This is a genomic window from Paenibacillus sp. NPDC055715 (assembly GCF_053617595.1).
In genome coordinates this window covers 48,151-65,241 of record NZ_JBSHGA010000004.1, presented here as the reverse complement: position 1 = coordinate 65,241, position 17,091 = coordinate 48,151, and the positions used below count along the sequence as shown (strand labels likewise).

Sequence of the window (17,091 nt, the reverse complement as noted above, 5' to 3'; positions counted from 1 at the left end):
TTTGTTCGGTTTTACAACAGGAAGAAGACAACAGCTCTGGATGCGGGTTCGGCTAACCACTAAGGCAATCCAACATATTTTAAGCCATAAGCAATACCATCCTCTGCTGTGCCTGAGAAATTTACCATGATATCCAAAGCTTGCATTAACATTTGATAGCCAACATAATATTTCAAAGTTTCTTTTGCGCCGTCGGTCAAAAATGGTATCTTATCTACATAAATTTTTATCTGTTCATTATAAGCACGTGATCCAATATTCTTGAGCTTGGAGATTAATTTCAGTGCAACTTCTTTTGCGGCCTTTGTTCTCCAACCTTGTGTGCTTACTTCTCCAGATGACTTCTGAATATCGACTAGACCAAGATTAGTACCTACAGTTTTGAAAAGGTCGTCATAATCAACTTGTCTCAATTCTTGTTCTATTCTTTCATCAACAATTCCATTCTCCATGTCTATCTTAGTCTCCGAAGCTATAGAAGATTCTGCGTTGTTGGTAGCTTGAGCATTGGCGAAAGCAGGAAGTGCAAACGATGACAACAAAAGAGTTGATAATGATACGATACCCAATTGCTTGAATTTTTTCATAAAATCAATCATCTCTTCATTTATTTAGTATTTTCATCAATATACTAACATGTATTATATAGTTTTGTAAAATAGAGGGATATAGTGGATTGTTTTTCCTTGTAAGAATAGCTATTTATAGCGTTTAAATAATAGTGACTGTTTATTGAATGATTTATGAGCGAATGATGGCCGTTCGTTAGACTTTTTATGTGGTAAATTTGTATCATGGAAAATCAAATAAGGAACACACCGCAGCTTTCTAGCCACGGTGATCAGGTCGGCCAATGTGTCGGCCTTTTTGACTTTTCTGTAGTTTTGAATGTGGTGGCGGAAGAGAGACGCTACAACGTAGGGTGACGCCTGCATACTGAAGGCTGATAGCTCAATAATTCCAGATAGAGGACATACTGCTCAAGGGCATTGACCAGTGCGCGCAAGGGAAGGCCAGAGATATGGCCGCAAACAAGGTGAAGCCTTGCAATCACTTAACGGGCACCTGTAACACACGGCGGTAGATCGGCACAGTAAGTAGGTTGCGGTTAAACGGTAAGTCATTTCATGCGGGGGAGAGTGGCCCCCGCCCACATTTTACATGGCACGTGCAGGCGGCAAGGTACCAGTTAACCAGCGGAAACATGAACAGTCTGGTCAGAACCCTTGCGCGGTTCAATTCCGCAGCGTGCCTCATGATATATTGGTAGGATTGCCCAAAATTTTTGTTTAAAAATTACAATAGAAAACTTATAATGTAAGAGAATACAGACAAATGTAAAAAAATAGCTATTTAATTTATAATAGCTGTTTTTTGAACATTCTTTATTAGTCAAAAGTACATACATAGTAGTCTTACGTAATCAGCCTGATTAATAAAGTTCACTCTTGTCTTGGAAAGAAGGGGATCGATCTACTTAATCAGAACAAGGAGTTAAATGAGCCAAGCTAAAAATCGTAGAATTCTTAAAATGGAGGTAATTGCGTTGAAAAGAAACCTGAAATCTGTAATGTCTCTAGCTGTTGCATCTGTGGCGTTAGTAGGTAGTCTCGGGCTTGCAAGCATAGCAAGTGCCAGTTATGCTTACGATGGTTTTAATGGTTTCCCTACATTGCGCCAAGGTGACAGTGGGGGATATGTGAGAGCGCTGCAAGCAAATTTATGGGCCTATGGACAAAAGGGAGACGTGGGAAGGATTGATGGGAGCTTTGGAAGCGGTGTGAAAACAGGGCTCCAAAATTTCCAAAGAAATAAAGGGCTGCCGGCAGACGGAACAGCTGGTTCGGGGACTTGGAATAGAATGACCTATAATGTTTCTATTGAAGTTCCGGGAAGATCTTTCACCTTATCTTCGTCTGACAGTTCGAGGTATTACGTGTTTTATGGGAAAAACGATAATAATAGAGGTCTGAGATACTCTGTTTTGTACAAATCCAATAATAAGGCCATTACTGAAGGCACAGTATTTTACGATTAATAGGAGGGGTTTAAATTGAAGAAACAATTAGTTGCTGTAGCATTAGGTGGTGCACTCGTAATAGGTGGTGGTGCATATGCATATAATTCATATGCTGCCGAATCAGAAACGCCTGCACAGATTCCGGTTGAAACGAAAGCAGAAGCGATTGATGCTTCAACAGTGCAAGCGCCGACTGAAACACCAGAAGAGACAGGAGTTGATATCAAAGGTCTCATAAATATATCTGATGTACCGGCAGAAGATATTCATATTCCTAATCTAGCGCAGGGAGCCTCGCTTAAAACGGCAGCGGCTGACAAACACAGTTTGAAACCATTGAACACAACAGCTTTGAAAGGCGAGGATGGTTTGGTAATCAGACAGTCATATCGTGGCAGTGACGGCACTGAAATTATGGTTACTCAAGCAGAATCCCAAATGGATGAACAGGCTACTATTGATTATGTGAAAAAAACATATAATATGGAAAAAGTTGAGTTGACTAAAATCAACAATCATACTGTAGCTTATGTTGACGGGCAAGAAAGAAGGGTTGTTCATTTGATTGGGAAAGACCACTTCTATACTGTTTCTTCTTTCAATTCCACTCTTGACGAATTGATGGAAATTGCAAAAAAAATTCAAGAGTAATAGGATAAGATACAAAAAAGCACAGGCATATTTGCTTGTGTTTTTTTGTTACTTCTCTCTAATCATGAAATATTGAGAAAGTGAGCAAAAGCCAGTTTCTTGTGGCTTAATCGCTCATTTTCCCGTATTGTCCGGTTTTTGTTCTTTGACGGCCATTTTCGGTAATCAGTAAAATGGTCTTGTTCTTCTTCTTTAGTTACTAAGTACAAATGCTTTTATGCAACAGCGCAGCATTTTGCATCCCGCTTGCGGGAATAGGTCTTATCACTGTTTCGTTTTTCGGGTTTTAAATAAGCGCCTGTGTTGCTTTGGTGCTATAAATACATAGGCAGACACAAGTCACTCATTTGGGTGGCTTTTTTTATTGCCTTTTGAAAGGATTTTAGTCTTGAAGAAGAAGCAGAAGAAAGGAATTTTGCTCCCATTGAAAGGCCCACCAAAACAGCCAAAAAAATGCAAAGGTTGTGTTTGGGAGAGATACGACGGGGTCAAACAGTTTTGCTGTAGACCACACTGTACAAGAGAGGTAAAATCATCCATGTAGTTAAATAAAAATAGGAAGGGGAGAGATAAATGTCGAATTTGAATAAACTTGATATGCTTTTAGAGGGCGATAAAGAGGTAATTCTTGAAGTGTACACTAAACTAAGAGATGGTGTAGCTACCTATCATGATCTTGGTGAAGTAATGAGAGTGGCACAACAAAATGTACGAGTATTTGAAGCTTTTGACTTAACGCTTATTCTTAGAATTGCTGAATATCAATTTAAGAATTCAAGCAATATCGAGCATAGATTCATTAAGGATAATTTAGTATCTGCATTCGGAATTGTGTAACGTTAAAGCACCCATTGTGGTGCTTTTTCTTTTGTCCTCATATGACAATATGTGAGCTATTCTGAGCGTTCTTTCTTTTATACAGACGAATGTCGGAAGGAGTGCAGCAGAGAGCAGAGAGAGGGCATACACACGCTCTGACAGCCTGTTACCCTGCTACCCGAATAGTGGAAACCAACTCAACTCAAATAGCCTTTTGAACATTTACACTACCTCTTTCATAGTATATGGCAGTTGATAAAGAGAGGTGGCTACTGATGGAAATACCAATAACAGGTTTTGTTGTTCATTCCCGTGATTCCGACTCTAACCATTCGCATAAGCTTTTTATTAGTTCGTGGGACGGTAGACCAGTTAATGTTCACGTACATCCTTTTAAAGGGAATACATCACTTGATGTGGGACACTACCACCATTACGTTGGAGTAACAGAACCAGCTCCAAGTGGTGTTCCGCATGTTCATAATTATTATGCAGAAACATCATTTAACGATCAACATACGCATTTAATTAGAGGAACTACAGGACCAGCCATTCACTTGACAGGTGGTGGGCATTACCATCATTTTGAAGGGTATACAACAGTAAACGGTAGGATTCCTCACGCCCATAGGTACAGTGGAAATACTGGAGATGAGAAAGAGTACCGATATTAATCAATTTGAAAAACTCGTCCCCATACAAATAGTGGGACTGATGGAGTTGGTTATGGCGGTATGTTTACCAGTGTCGGGGTTATTTCTCGTACTATTTATACTGTTTGTGATTGTTAGCCGTACTTGGGGGTTGTAATGCTTAAAGGGCTCAGCCACAGGTTACTGAGGATTCGACTCTTATGAGTACAATGTAATTGGTCGAACAATTTAAAATCAATAGTAACAATGACGAGCTACTACTAGCTCGTTTTTTCTTGTTTCAAGGGACTGACGCTTAAAGGTAATCTGATGGGAGTACCAAGTTAAAGAACACTAGAAAATAAGGAGATCATACAAGTGGAAATCAGAGTATTACCGATAGAGCAAATCAACGCAGCAGCATACAACCCTCGCATCGATCTGCAACCGTGCGATGCTGAATACGAAAAGCTAAAGCAGTCCATTGAAACATTCGGCTACATCGATCCGATCATCTGGAACGAACGCACCGGGAACATGGTGGGCGGTCACCAGCGATACAAGATCATGACCAATGAGCTAGGGCATAGGGAGTTGGCCGTTTCCGTTGTCGATCTGGACGACCAGCAGGAAAAGCTTCTCAATCTGGCGCTTAATAAGGTCAGTGGGAGCTGGGACGATCAAGCCCTTTATCGATTGCTTGATGACCTGGTGGAAAGCGGAGTAGATATATCTCTATCCGGTTTCGATTTAGACGAGATCGAGGAACTAATGAAAGACTTTGCCGAACCTCCAGAAGATCAGCTTGGAGACTTCACTAACAAGGAACTGGACGCGTCTGACTTCGACGAAGAGAATTTTGAGTGTAAATGCTCGCGCTGTGGCTTTGTGTTTGACCGCACAGAGAAAGGAGCCAGTGAGTCATGAGCCGCCCAACATGGAATTGGAAGCTGTCTGATCTGGATGCTGTGCCGCAGCATATCACTGACACAGACGCTATACGGATGCAGACTTTTCCTAGCGACTACGATTTTATGGATGCTAATGTTCAATATGTATGCGGTATGAGCGTTCCGCCTGTGATGATACAGCGGATCGCAGAGCAGATCAATTCCCAATGGTTTGATGCAAATTAAAAGAGGGACGCGCTAACGTCCCTCTATCAATCCAGGGTATCCCCCGGTTGAGATAGCGGCCCGCCACGCGTGGCATTTTGCAGACATCCGCTATCTCGCATTCCAGTATATAGGAAAGCCGAGGGATACGACAATGGGAACAGACAACGAACACCAAGACGCACTACTACAGCGAGAAATAGAAATCATCGAGGGTATCCTCGAATCCAAGGCGCAATACCGGAAGATTGTCAAAGCAGGAATCGCCCAGTGGGTCAAAGACCTGTAAGCTGGAAATATAAAAATGCAGACGGTTCAGGATCTGGATCGGCTGATTGAGTTGGATATTAAGCTTCAGAAGGATGAGCTGTAATAATTCTAACACGATAGGGTCAGGCCTATGCCTATTTTCCCTAGATGAAGTCAACAGCCCAATCTTTTTGGTTAATTGCACAATAAGCTACTTTGACTAGACTTTGGAGGTGATCATTAACTATGTTTCGACATTATTGTTGGCAAAAGAAAATGCATCGGAGAAAATTTAGAAGATGTATAGTTAAAAAAATCAAAGTTTTGCCGAAGGTTATTGTTAAAGGAATCCAAGGACCTCAAGGACCTCAAGGACCGCAGGGACTGCCAGGTCCACAGGGAGTTCCAGGTGCTCAAGGTCAGCAAGGGCTACAAGGTTTTCAAGGAATTCCCGGACCCGCAGGGCCAGTAGGAGCAACGGGACCGGCAGGAGCAGTAGGGCCCGCAGGAGCAACGGGGCCAGCAGGGCCTGCTGGCTTCGGGATATCAGACTTCTTAAGTGTTTTCCGAGCAGATCCTGGTACGGGGACTGACACAGTTCCGGGTAACTCACCAATTACCTTTACTGGGGTTTTAGCGAATGTTGGTGGTGCATTTACTTTCACTCCTCCATCTCCAACGGTAACAATTAACGAGACGGGGAGCTACTTCATCTCATTTTCTATTCACAACCAAGGTAATGCGGACTTCAATCTGACTGTTAACGGAACCCCTATAACACCATTACCTTTCTCAGGTAATGGTGGAGGGCCTATCGCAGCTGAGGTTATTATAACCGTTACAACAGTTCCGACTACAATACAGCTGGTAAATGCTAACGCAACTCCTGCTCAGTTGCACAATAATATTAATACAACTATGACAATATTAAAGCTGACACCTTAGTATTGTTGCTTAGTAGTAATTTATTCAGTAAAAGGTTTAAGGTTTATGTCTTTTATCCGATCAGTTTGTCTAATTATTCAGAGACTTGAACTATGGGGGTGGTGAAATGTAGAATGCCTAGAGAGAGAAGCCCTGAACGGGACAAAGCCAGACTGATGTGGCTGGAGAGCGGTGGGACGATGCGTTTAAAAGACATCGCCGCCGCTCTTTCTATTGGGGAAACACAGGTCCGCAAGTGGAAGTCACAGGACAAGTGGGCCGACGATCTGAATAGTAACGTTACCATTGAGGCGAAAAGTAACGTTACTAAACGCGGAGCACCGAAAGGGAACAAAAACGCTGTTGGCAATCAGGGCGGCGCTCCGCCCAGGAATAAGAACGCGGTGGGAAATAGCGGAGGGCCGGGCGGTCCATACCGCAACAAGAAGGCCCTCAAGACAGGGATGTATGAAACCATATTTCTGGATGCCCTGGAGAAAGACGAGCAGGAGCTATTCAATCAGATTGACACCTCCCCGTTGGTTCAGCTCAACGAGCAGCTTATTATGCTGTCCATTCAAGAGCGGCGGCACATGCGCCGGGTTAAGCAGCTTGAAGCTGGTCTGACGGATGAGGAAAAGAAGATCAAGCAGGAGTTACACCAACGCAAGGACAAGGTTCCTTATACTAGCCCAAAGACAGGCAAGCAAATCAATCTGTCTGTTGAAACCGAAGGTATGAAGGTCACGGAAATTACGACTGTCACTACTTCCAAGCTGGATAAGATTTTGAAACAGGAAGAAGCGTTGGTCAAAACCCGTGACAAGAAGCTTCGGGTTATTAACCTTATTGCCAGCTTGCAGCAGGAGGATGAAATGGATAACAAACAGGTACCTATAGAAATGTTCAACACATTTGTTATTGGCAGTTTTAAGGAGTCTGTAAAATATATTGTGTAAACTCTCAAACCCATTAAAATGGAAGTAAGAGAAAGGTTGGGGAGAACACTATGGGACTCTGGTCAAAACAGCAACTTCGGGAATTCATTCAAGAGAACAATTTAGTCACTGCACAGGATGCAAAGAATGCGTTAAAAGACCTGTTTGCAGAGACGATTCAGGAGATGCTGGAAGCCGAAATGGATACCCATTTGGCTATGGAAAGCATGAGGTACAGGCGAAGCTTACCCCGAACAGCCGCAACGGAAAGAGTCGTAAAACAGTAGTTAGTGAGTACGGCGAACAGGAAATCAGCATCCCTCGAGATCGCCTGGGTGAGTTTGAGCCACGGGTTGTCAAGAAGCATCCATCGAACGTAACCGGCATCGAAGAGCAAATGATTGCCCTGTATGCCAAAGGGATCAGCACCAGGGAAATCCAAGATCATTTGGGACAGATGTACGGCATGGAGGTCTCTCCTACGCTCATTTCCAATGTCACGAATAAGATGGTGCCTCTCATTAAAGAATGGCAGAATCGGCCTCTGCAAGGCGTTTATGCCGTCGTTTATCTGGATGCCATTCACTTCAAAGTAAAGCAAGACGGGGCCATTATTAACAAGGCAGCCTACATGGTCATTGGCATCGATCTGGACGGAAATAAGGATGTCTTGGGCATGTGGATTGGCGAGAATGAATCCTCCAAGTTCTGGCTGAGTGTTCTGAATGAACTCCAGAATCGCGGGGTTCAAGACATACTCATGATCTGCGTAGATCACCTGTCTGGATTTTCTCAGGCGATTGCGGCCTGTTATCCCCAAACCGAAATCCAAAAGTGTATCATTCACCAGATTCGCAGCTCCACCCGGTACGTTTCGTACAAGGATATTAAGAAAGTAACTGCCGACTTAAAGCCCATTTACAAGGCAGCAACCGAAGAAGGGGCTTTGCTTGAACTCGACCGTTTCGAGGAAGTCTGGGGTACGAAATATCCCCTCATTATTCGTTCCTGGCGGACCCATTGGGAGGAGCTCGCTACCTTTTTCAAGTACCCGCCCGAGATCCGCAAACTCATCTACACGACGAATATGATCGAGAGTTACCACCGGCAGCTTCGTAAAGTGACAAAGGGGAAAAGTATCTTTCCTACCGATGAAGCTCTGCTTAAAATGCTTTATCTGGCCACCGTCGATGTCACTCGAAAATGGACAGGACGTGTCCAGAATTGGGGACAAATGCTCCTCCAGTTTTCCGTCTTTTTTCCGGATCGGGTCGGTCAACACTTGCGTTAAAATCACAACTTCCCCCTCGGGGGAAACGATGCCTAAAAGAGCTTACACAAAATTATTAGCAGACCCAAGAGAACGCCTAGAGTGCCATTTATATGGACAACTCATCGGCATTCTCCTCTGTTCTTCTACGATGTTTCAAATGCGTCAGTTTCTGCTTGAAAAGAAAAAGGGAGCTGAGTGAATACAAAGCGATTTATATGATTAAAGACTATTTTCCATTACTGTTTCAAGCGATAGCCGTTGGAACAGAGGAACTTTTGAAAATTCTGCATCGCCTTTATCAGCTGCTCAAAAAGAACGGTCGTAAATGTCATAGGTATAAGAAGGTGACCGTCTTTGATATTCTAGGGATTGTGTATAAAACGACGGTGAAGCATAGACAAGTTGCCTAGCGAAAAAATCACGCTTTAATAGGCTTCTTTAGCATGCCTACCTTTCTATAAATTACTAGATATGAAACAAGGATCGTTTCATATCTAGTAATTTACTTGGTTAGCTTGATGGGTATGTGGCGAGACCCCCGATGGATCGAAACCTCCAGCTTCAATTCTCGATAGGATGTCGTTTCCCCCCGACGATCAGCGTATGCTGTCAACAAAATCAAGAGGCTTACGCTTCTAATAATTTCAAAAACATAGATATATTATCCATGCTGTAAAAAATATGCCGATTGTCTGCTTCCAGTTTGCTTAGCATAATCCCGCCTTCAAGCGCGGCAAAAAGAAAAGAGGCCACGCCATCTTGATCGATGTTGCATTTGAGTTCCCCGTTCGTTATGCCCTCTTGCAGTATGTTCTTGATAAATTCAATAAAGTCGCGCATGCGATCCCTGATTTTCCGGCGCAACAATGGATGCCCATCGTCATGCTCAATGGCCGCGTTCATCACCGGGCATCCTCCCACAAATGGAGGCGATTCAGCCACGCTGCTGTACAATTCAAACATACTGATCAGCTTTTCTATAGCGGATTGCCTGGAACTGACTGTCTCTGCAAATTGCTCGAATACAGTGTCGGCGGCATAATCAAAGGCTTCCAGCGCAATTTCGTCCTTATTGACGAAATGTTTATAGATGCCCCCTTTCTTAATTCCCGTAGCATATGTGATTTCGCTGAGAGAGACACCGGCATATCCTTGAAGATTAAAGAGCTCGGCTGATCTGCTAATGATGTGCCTGCGGGTTTGTTCGCCTTTTTTCATATCCTTCACCTCATAAATTTCACCATGTCTGTTGAAAAAGAATCTATCTCTTCCGGTTTACATCATTCGCTGAAATGGGAGTGATGTTTGGCTGCTTCGATAATCGGAATCAATTTCGTGTCGTTTTTTTTCTGAAGCTGGTAAGTAAAATGCTCTATCATTTTTTGATTAATCCCGAGCCGCGGATATTCACCGATGATTTGCTGGACAAGATCTTTTGGAAAAAGATCGACCCGAAAACCTGCATCGACCATAACCCCCAAATGTACCAGAGCAATCTCAGGCTGTTTTTTTTCCGCTTCGACGGTGGCGTGCAATTCGACCGCTTTTTGTACGATTTCCGCTTTTTCGATGGGATAACCGTGTTGAATCAAGAAATGGCAAGCCGCCTCTCCTCCTTCGATTTCAAAAGAACGCTCCCTGTCTGCAAACGGTTCGGTCAAGCCCAAATCATGCATGATGGCACCAAGATACAACAATTCCATGTCTATGTTCAAATCGTTCTTCTGGGCGATCATACATCCAAAAGCATAAGTTCTCATCAAATGATTGAATAGTGTTTGGGTTGAAAGCTCTCGCACGTAACGAGTGGCGTCAACGGACAGCTTGCTTTCTGGAACAATAAACAGTGTAGTCATGTATTACTCTCCTTTACGTTAGAAAAATGTGTGCTTCCTTGCTAATATACGAAAAAAGGTACCGTTCGGTATCTTTTTTCGTATATTAGCATAATTCTATTTCGTTTTCAATAGTAGTGTCGTTTATTATCATCAGCTTCCAAATATGCTTGATTGCAGAAACCAAGATTAGCATTATCACGGATCTGCAGATCTTGCACCAAGGAAAGGTCAGAAGGAGTGAATGTCAATTCAAATTCCAACGATGTAAGAAACTTTTCCCTTAGAGAAAGTCGTTATGGGAATTTCTGCCCAAATACCTTCGAAGCCTCGGTCAAGGTGGAAGCTGCAAATTAACAATTCATGTTCTTCAATAAAATATCGCAGGAGCTTGGCGCTAATGGATGTTTCAGACAGTACAGTGAGAACATTTATCAATGAAAACCCGTAGACCTTTATTTTTCTTTTCGATCATTCCATAGTTTCTCCCAAACCTGCTTCAGCTCATCAAGCACATCTTGTTCGGAAACGCCTTGTTCCTTAGCATCTTTGCTAAAGGCCTTCTTGGAGTTCACGAAGTGCCAACAAACTTGCTTTGGTAATAGCCACCTTTCCCTCGTCCTGAATGATGAGTTCCGTTTTTGGTTTTGTAATTTGAACTTCATAGTGTTTTAGCTTTTCATTGCCCAGTATATTAGGCTTCTGTATACTGATTTCAACGCAAAAATTCCGATTCTGACCATTTTAGGAACTTTTCTCGGAGGGGATCATATGAAGCGAAATTGGGAGCTGGAGGAGTAATTGAGCATTTCACATTTCTTCCAAATGAAATGCAGCAAGTCGGCAATAAGTCGGGGGAGACTCGGTTGGGGTTTGCTGTTCTGTCCTACCATCGAACACAAATCAGGGAGTTCTTTGGCTTTCGTGAGGATACCATCAATGATGCTGAAGAGGTAATCGATTGGCTATGTAAAAGTGTGTTATTCCAGGATCACGACTTCGAACATTTTTGCTGGAAAGACAACGGATATGACCTTACAGAGCCTGATCCGAGATAAGGAGCTGTAGTCAGACTTGAACCTCAGAATGGATTGGGCAATATTATTTCAAAAAATTATTGCCTTCAATCCATAAGGGATGCTGAACATAAGTCCCTAAAATTCGATTAAAATAAACTCGATTTTGAGAAGTTTCTTTCGTGACCCGAATACCAAAATCGCCATTTCCCTTGGATATGATTTCATTTAAATGAATGCTGGATTGTTGAACATCCGTTTCCAGATAAATACCGTTCGAATCACTCGTCCAATCATGGATTTTACCACGATCTTTCCATGCTCCAAAATTAGAAATGAAATTATTGGAAATATTGATATTAGAACCTCGATAAACCTGAATGCCCGAGAAATCAGGATGATCAATCGTGTTGAACATCACGTTAATACCGCTAGAGAGTTGATCTAGTTCAATGCCAAAAAAGCGGGAATCCAAAATAATATTATAAATAATCTCTAATCCATGGTATCGACTGCCTAATGAAATTGGGTGCTCTAAATTACGTGAAACGCGAATCCCTGAATTGATTGAACGAAGGATGATGTTCCTTTCAATGCGGTTGTTATAAGCGGGCAATGAATAAGAGATACCGGAGAGAGGAGAATCCTTAATGAGATTGCCTAATACTTCGGAATCACGACACATATAAAAAGAGATCATGGAGCCAAATACATTGTTATTGAGTACCTTACCATTTTTCTGAAGAGAAAAGGATAGACCATCCCCTATAAAATCAGAATATACGGTGTTATTTTCAAACACATTTTCATTATCGAGATGATTTTCTTCTACTGCCGCAATCGTTTCTGCACCTTGTGTCACCTGTGGACCAGCAAAGTATACGGCAAAAATACTTGCAGTCCCTAAAATTTTATTTCCTTCAATGCGGGTACGGTTAGAGGATGCAACAACAAGAGCTACTTTAGCAGAGTGAGTTAACGTATCTAGGGTTAAGCGGGTAATCGCAACATCATCGGCGTTTATTTTAATTAAATCCTCTGAAGGATCGGTTTGGCGAAGTATCGTTTGTTCAACGGATTCACCTTGTATTTTTGTAGCATGATTTTGAATCAGTATAGTAGAAGAAACATTGTAAATACCGTTTTTCACAAAAATATTTGTTTCATTGGATGCTAAGGCTTCAATTAGAGATAGATAGTCGCCCGATCCGTCAGCTGCTACAACAGCAGACAGGGAGGAATTGATAGATTGGTCCAAAAGTAAACCTCCAAACATTTTCTACATGATCAAAAGATTTGCAATCAATGAATTTATGGCAATTACCTGTTGATTTTTGTATGACGAACCCGTAACATTAGAAAAAATATAATGGGAGTCCGTGGAAGCAAGCTGAGAGTACGACTAAGCCGTCGTAGACCGCGTGAACCTGTTGGATAATGCCAGCATAAGGATATAAGTGTATACATATGTATAAGTCAACAGTCTTTCATAGGTTCCTGAAGAAAGAAGGTTGTTTTTTTGTTAGATAAAATGGCTTTGTTGCTACACAATATGCGAGATAGGAATCCGCTCGTCACAATATAATCAATGTAGTCGTCACCAATTTTACGGCAAACGGACTGTTCGCGCTCGGCGCTTGACCAATTATGGCATACGCCAAAGAGGAAGTCGCAGATATGGCCCGTATTGCGGGGACGATTGTACTTAACATCGGTACGTTAAATGAAGAACTCGAAGAGTCTATAATTGTGGCTGGTTTATCGGCTAATCCATCAACTGAATACGATTGTTGCAATTACCGGCAAAGAAGACGCCATTACCGACGGCCGTATAGGGTGGATCATTGAAAACGGCAGACTTACTGCTAGTATAGCAGCGCTTTCCGTATACGACAAGCGCTGCTGAAATGGCGCGGAACGAAAAACGGATATTCTGAACACAAGAGTATAAAAGGTGAAATAAACCACTGTTTATGTAGAAATGGGCAGGTGGAATAAGCTGTAAATAGAAATAACTTCTTGCCGGGAGGTATATTTATGGAGGTATTCGTCACGATTGGAATGGATTGTCCTAAACATTTCCTGTAAATATTCCGATAACAATAAAATGGACATCTTCTGCTTATGCTTAGGGGTTGCAGTATGAGGCTTTTGTAAGCTTGCTTACTGGTTAAATAAATACATATTGTTATCAAGGAGAGCACAGATCATGAAAAAGAAGGGATTGCGCCAATGGATGGCTCCGTTCGCAACGGTTACTCTGATTTTGAATACGGGATATGGCATCTGTGGGGGAACGGATGTAGCAGCAAGTGCGTTGCCCACAAAAGGGTATAGCTGGAATTTGAAAGACCTGGATATAGAGCAGACACATGCAAACGTATCAGCAGGTCAAGGGCGCTATTTGAAAGTTTCTTCAGGTACAGGCGTGACTACGCCTACAGAAGTTGATGGTCAAAGAACCTATATTAACAGAATTATAAAAACGCTGGCGAACCATACAGCTGCTCTGAATATTGCACCTGGAGAGGTAAGCCATTTTACAGCGATTCCGGCAGATACAACAAAGATGAACTTGTCTTGGACAAATCCGACGGACACCAATTTTGACCATGTAAAGGTTAGCGTCAGCAAGGACGTATATGTAGATAATATCAAAAGTAATTCTTATATGATGAGCGGCTTACAGCCTGATACGACATATAACTTTTGCGTGCAGACGGTGGATAAGAGCGGAAATGAATCTCAGGGGACTACAGTAAAGGCCAAAACTGCTCCTGTTGTTCCTGTAGATAAGACACCTCCAGGAGAGGTAACTGGGCTGACAGCGACGAATGTGGGTTACAACGCTTTTACTGTGAATTATATATTACCCAAGGATGCTGACCTGAGCCAAGCGATTATTTATCTAAATGGTAAGGAAGTGCAACGAAGCATAGGGACGTCCTACACGTTTAGTGGCTTGATTGCTTCCACAAACTATACAGTAACGATCAAGACAGCGGACAAATCCGGAAACATATCTGAGGGGGTTAGTATTCCAGTCACGACCCCGACAGTCTCCGTCGATACTTCGTCCGTGCCAGATGTGACTGGAGCGGCAGTGACGTCCGTTGGCAATCAGAGCATATCCATTTCTTGGACGATGCCCAGTGGGATTAGTACAGTTAGTCTATATTTGGACGGGCAACTGATAACAGATTCATCTGGAACGACATATACGTTCACCAACCTGACAGCAGCTCGGTCGTATGAAATTACGATTAGGTCCAAGCGGAGCACAGGTGCGTTGTCCTCTGGCGTGAGGCTGAGTGCGACGACTAAATCGAGCTCCAGTACGTCGGAAGTAACCAATCTTAGGGTAGACAGAAAGAATGAAACCTGGATAAAAATCATCTACGATATTCCGAGTGAAGCGCAAAGGGTGAAAATATATGTTGATAACGACTATCGGGAGGCTACAACCTCTGAGTCTTACAATATTACGAATTTGCGTGCAGGACGCTGGTATGTAATTAAGGTAGTAGCAGTAAAAAGCAATGGAGGAGAATCCTCAGGTGTGAGTTTGTCGGAACGTACGGATACTTCCTATTCGTCTTCGTCGTCTAGTTCATCAGACTATGAGGAAGCAAGAGATTTGATGAGGACTGCGGAGAATAACCTGAGTGCATCCAGCTGGCGTGCTGCCAGAGACGCAATTAGTGATCTGCCAAGCGGGTCGCGTAAAAGTGATCTGCTGGATCGACTGGAAGCTATTCGTAATCGTGTGTTTAATACCAGCGGTTCATCAACCACGACAAGTACAAGTACAACAACAACATCTGGCTCAGCGCCCGTGTACTCCAACAATGCGGTTGCCTCATATGCAACTTCGTTCACCCTAACACCAGGAGCTAAATATGCTTACGTGGATGGTCGGGCTATGTCGATAGATCAGGCCCCGCAAATCATAAATGGGGTGACGATGGTTCCACTACGTTTTATCAGCGAACGGTTGGGCTACCAGGTGAATTATGAAAGAGGGACCAAGCGAATCCTTATGAATCGCCCTACTGAAGGCAAACAGGCGATACTTCAAATTAAGAATCCCAAGATGGTAGTATATGAGCTCAATATATCCCGGAATTCCTCAACTCCCATCATAGCCCCGATTATCGTTAAGGGCTACACGTTAGTTCCATTAAGAGCCATTAGTGAGCTTTCGGGTTACCAAGTGAATTATAGCGCTGCATCCAAACAAATTACAATTACAAAATAACTACTTTTGTAAAAATGGTTCCAAAGTAAAGAATTTGGAACTCAGCTTACCGAGAAACCCGATCATTTCCATGACGTTGGGTTTCTCTTTTTTTGTATGTCACCCCAAAGCCCGCGATTTACGCGAGCTCGTTTTGAAGATAAGCATCAATTTTTGCGAGTGCTTCATCTGTACCGCCGGATTGCTGGAAGCTATCATTTATTTTTTGTACACCCTCTTTATACGCTGCGTTCGACACCACTTCACGTACGCCATCTCTTAATGATTGTACACTGATATGGTCCTTGGTTATTCGATAGCCAGCTTCAAGTTCCGTTAACCGCTGCGCGACCATCGGCTGATCCTTGTCCTGAGGCAGGACGACCAAAGGTACATTAAAGTGAATCCCTTCATTCACGCTGTTCATTCCACCATGAGTAATAAACACATCTGAATGACGTAATACCTCTAATTGAGGAACATAGGGCGAGATGATAAAGTGCTCAGGGGCCGAATTGATTTTCGTAAAGTCAGCTTTCTCGCCGGCTGCAATCACGACGATGCCTTCAAAATCGGAAAAAGCTTCAATACAGGTGTTAAAAAAATCTTCAATATGATCGAAAATCGTTCCCATCGAAATATACAGAACTTTTTTATCTTGTAATGCATCCAGAGGGAATGAATTTTCCCCTTTGCGCTCTGGGAAGCTGGGGCCAATAAAAAGATTCTCTTCACTAAACTGTTCGCCGTTCGGCTGAAAATATCTGCTGGTATATACAACATTCAGTGCTCCTGAATTATTCATAAATTGGAACATATGCTTGGGAGCAACACCGAATCTTTCCTTCATGTGCTGCAGTGAGGTTGTGGCCTGTTCATCAATCTGAAACGGTACTTCAGCATCAGAACGAAAGGGGTTAACAATCATCTGATTGTTTGAAAAAAGAAAGGATGGAGATGAAGCAATGCCGGGGATATTCAAATAATCCCTAACTAATTCGCCTGCTCCGAATCTATCGTAGAACACAAAATCAAATTTAATGCTTTCCGACAACTTCTGGGTAACTTCCAATATGTCTAGCGAAGTCTGAATTTGAATGTTCAAAAATTCGTTCAATCCGGATGGAGAAGATCCATTGATAGAAGCATTTCTGACCAGATCGGGATGTAGGTGAACCTTTGCTCCAACTGCTTCGAGTCTGCCCTTGTATTTCTCCGTTGTAATGTAATGTACTTGGTCCCCTCGTGCTGTAAAGGCTTGCGTAATTCCGATCGTAGGGTTCACATGTCCTTCTGCCGGAAAGTTAACCATTAATATATGTAACATCTATTATCACTCCTTTTCCCTTCATCGAGGATCGCAGTTTTCACTGAAGCTCTCT

At 42.7% G+C, this 17,091-nt stretch carries 13 protein-coding genes and 5 pseudogenes; 13 read left to right on the top strand and 5 right to left on the bottom strand.

The window, feature by feature from the left end:
- Positions 1–59: 59 nt before the first annotated feature.
- On the bottom strand, positions 60–587 hold the full coding sequence (locus tag ACWGOO_RS08795; protein ID WP_452482564.1) for a hypothetical protein: 528 nt from the start codon (positions 585–587) through the stop codon (positions 60–62).
- 911 nt (positions 588–1,498) lie between these two features.
- Here ACWGOO_RS08795 and ACWGOO_RS08790 point away from each other — a divergent pair.
- From ACWGOO_RS08790 to ACWGOO_RS08740, 11 genes and pseudogenes are all read left to right on the top strand, one after another.
- On the top strand, positions 1,499–2,038 hold the full coding sequence (locus ACWGOO_RS08790) for a peptidoglycan-binding domain-containing protein (protein ID WP_452482562.1): 540 nt from the start codon (positions 1,499–1,501) through the stop codon (positions 2,036–2,038).
- Positions 2,039–2,053: 15 nt separating this feature from the next.
- Positions 2,054–2,671, top strand: coding sequence for a DUF4367 domain-containing protein (locus ACWGOO_RS08785; protein WP_452482560.1), 618 nt, complete (start codon positions 2,054–2,056; stop codon positions 2,669–2,671).
- A gap of 582 nt (positions 2,672–3,253) precedes the next feature.
- Positions 3,254–3,508, top strand: a complete 255-nt coding sequence (locus ACWGOO_RS08780; RefSeq protein WP_452482558.1) for a hypothetical protein — start codon at positions 3,254–3,256, stop codon at positions 3,506–3,508.
- A 257-nt stretch (positions 3,509–3,765) separates the two neighbouring features.
- A complete protein-coding gene (locus ACWGOO_RS08775; protein ID WP_452482556.1) occupies positions 3,766–4,164 on the top strand; it encodes a YmaF family protein in 399 nt (132 codons plus the stop codon).
- A 336-nt stretch (positions 4,165–4,500) separates the two neighbouring features.
- Complete coding sequence (locus ACWGOO_RS08770; protein WP_452482554.1) at positions 4,501–5,049, top strand: ParB N-terminal domain-containing protein; 549 nt, start codon at positions 4,501–4,503, stop codon at positions 5,047–5,049.
- A 44-nt stretch (positions 5,050–5,093) separates the two neighbouring features.
- Positions 5,094–5,258, top strand: a pseudogene (locus ACWGOO_RS08765) (DNA cytosine methyltransferase); the annotation flags it as partial.
- 133 nt (positions 5,259–5,391) lie between these two features.
- A pseudogene (locus ACWGOO_RS08760) lies at positions 5,392–5,610 on the top strand (hypothetical protein).
- 122 nt (positions 5,611–5,732) lie between these two features.
- Positions 5,733–6,431, top strand: a complete 699-nt coding sequence (locus ACWGOO_RS08755; RefSeq protein WP_452482552.1) for a collagen-like protein — start codon at positions 5,733–5,735, stop codon at positions 6,429–6,431.
- 113 nt (positions 6,432–6,544) lie between these two features.
- Positions 6,545–7,369 carry a phage terminase small subunit gene (terS, locus tag ACWGOO_RS08750; RefSeq protein ID WP_452482550.1) on the top strand — a complete coding sequence of 275 codons (825 nt, stop codon included), beginning with the start codon at positions 6,545–6,547 and terminating at the stop codon, positions 7,367–7,369.
- A 50-nt stretch (positions 7,370–7,419) separates the two neighbouring features.
- Positions 7,420–8,639: pseudogene (locus tag ACWGOO_RS08745) on the top strand (IS256 family transposase).
- Between the two features lie 67 nt (positions 8,640–8,706).
- A pseudogene (locus tag ACWGOO_RS08740) lies at positions 8,707–9,031 on the top strand (IS4 family transposase); the annotation flags it as partial.
- 217 nt (positions 9,032–9,248) lie between these two features.
- On the opposite strand, the gene ACWGOO_RS08735 reads toward ACWGOO_RS08740, so the two are convergent.
- The 3 genes from ACWGOO_RS08735 to ACWGOO_RS08725 form a co-directional block, all read right to left on the bottom strand.
- On the bottom strand, positions 9,249–9,839 hold the full coding sequence (locus tag ACWGOO_RS08735) for a TetR/AcrR family transcriptional regulator (RefSeq protein WP_452482548.1): 591 nt from the start codon (positions 9,837–9,839) through the stop codon (positions 9,249–9,251).
- A 62-nt stretch (positions 9,840–9,901) separates the two neighbouring features.
- Positions 9,902–10,477 (bottom strand): HD domain-containing protein, encoded by a 576-nt coding sequence (locus tag ACWGOO_RS08730; protein ID WP_452482545.1) that lies wholly within the window; start codon positions 10,475–10,477, stop codon positions 9,902–9,904.
- 1,080 nt (positions 10,478–11,557) lie between these two features.
- Positions 11,558–12,730, bottom strand: a complete 1,173-nt coding sequence (locus ACWGOO_RS08725; RefSeq protein WP_452482543.1) for a right-handed parallel beta-helix repeat-containing protein — start codon at positions 12,728–12,730, stop codon at positions 11,558–11,560.
- A gap of 273 nt (positions 12,731–13,003) precedes the next feature.
- Here ACWGOO_RS08725 and ACWGOO_RS08720 point away from each other — a divergent pair.
- Both ACWGOO_RS08720 and ACWGOO_RS08715 read left to right on the top strand, forming a co-directional pair.
- Positions 13,004–13,242: pseudogene (locus ACWGOO_RS08720) on the top strand (hydroxyethylthiazole kinase); the annotation flags it as partial.
- A gap of 439 nt (positions 13,243–13,681) precedes the next feature.
- A complete protein-coding gene (locus tag ACWGOO_RS08715) occupies positions 13,682–15,730 on the top strand; it encodes a fibronectin type III domain-containing protein (protein ID WP_452482541.1) in 2,049 nt (682 codons plus the stop codon).
- 118 nt (positions 15,731–15,848) lie between these two features.
- On the opposite strand, the gene ACWGOO_RS08710 is transcribed toward ACWGOO_RS08715, so the two are convergent.
- On the bottom strand, positions 15,849–17,036 hold the full coding sequence (locus tag ACWGOO_RS08710; RefSeq protein ID WP_452482539.1) for a macrolide family glycosyltransferase: 1,188 nt from the start codon (positions 17,034–17,036) through the stop codon (positions 15,849–15,851).
- Positions 17,037–17,091: the final 55 nt, after the last annotated feature.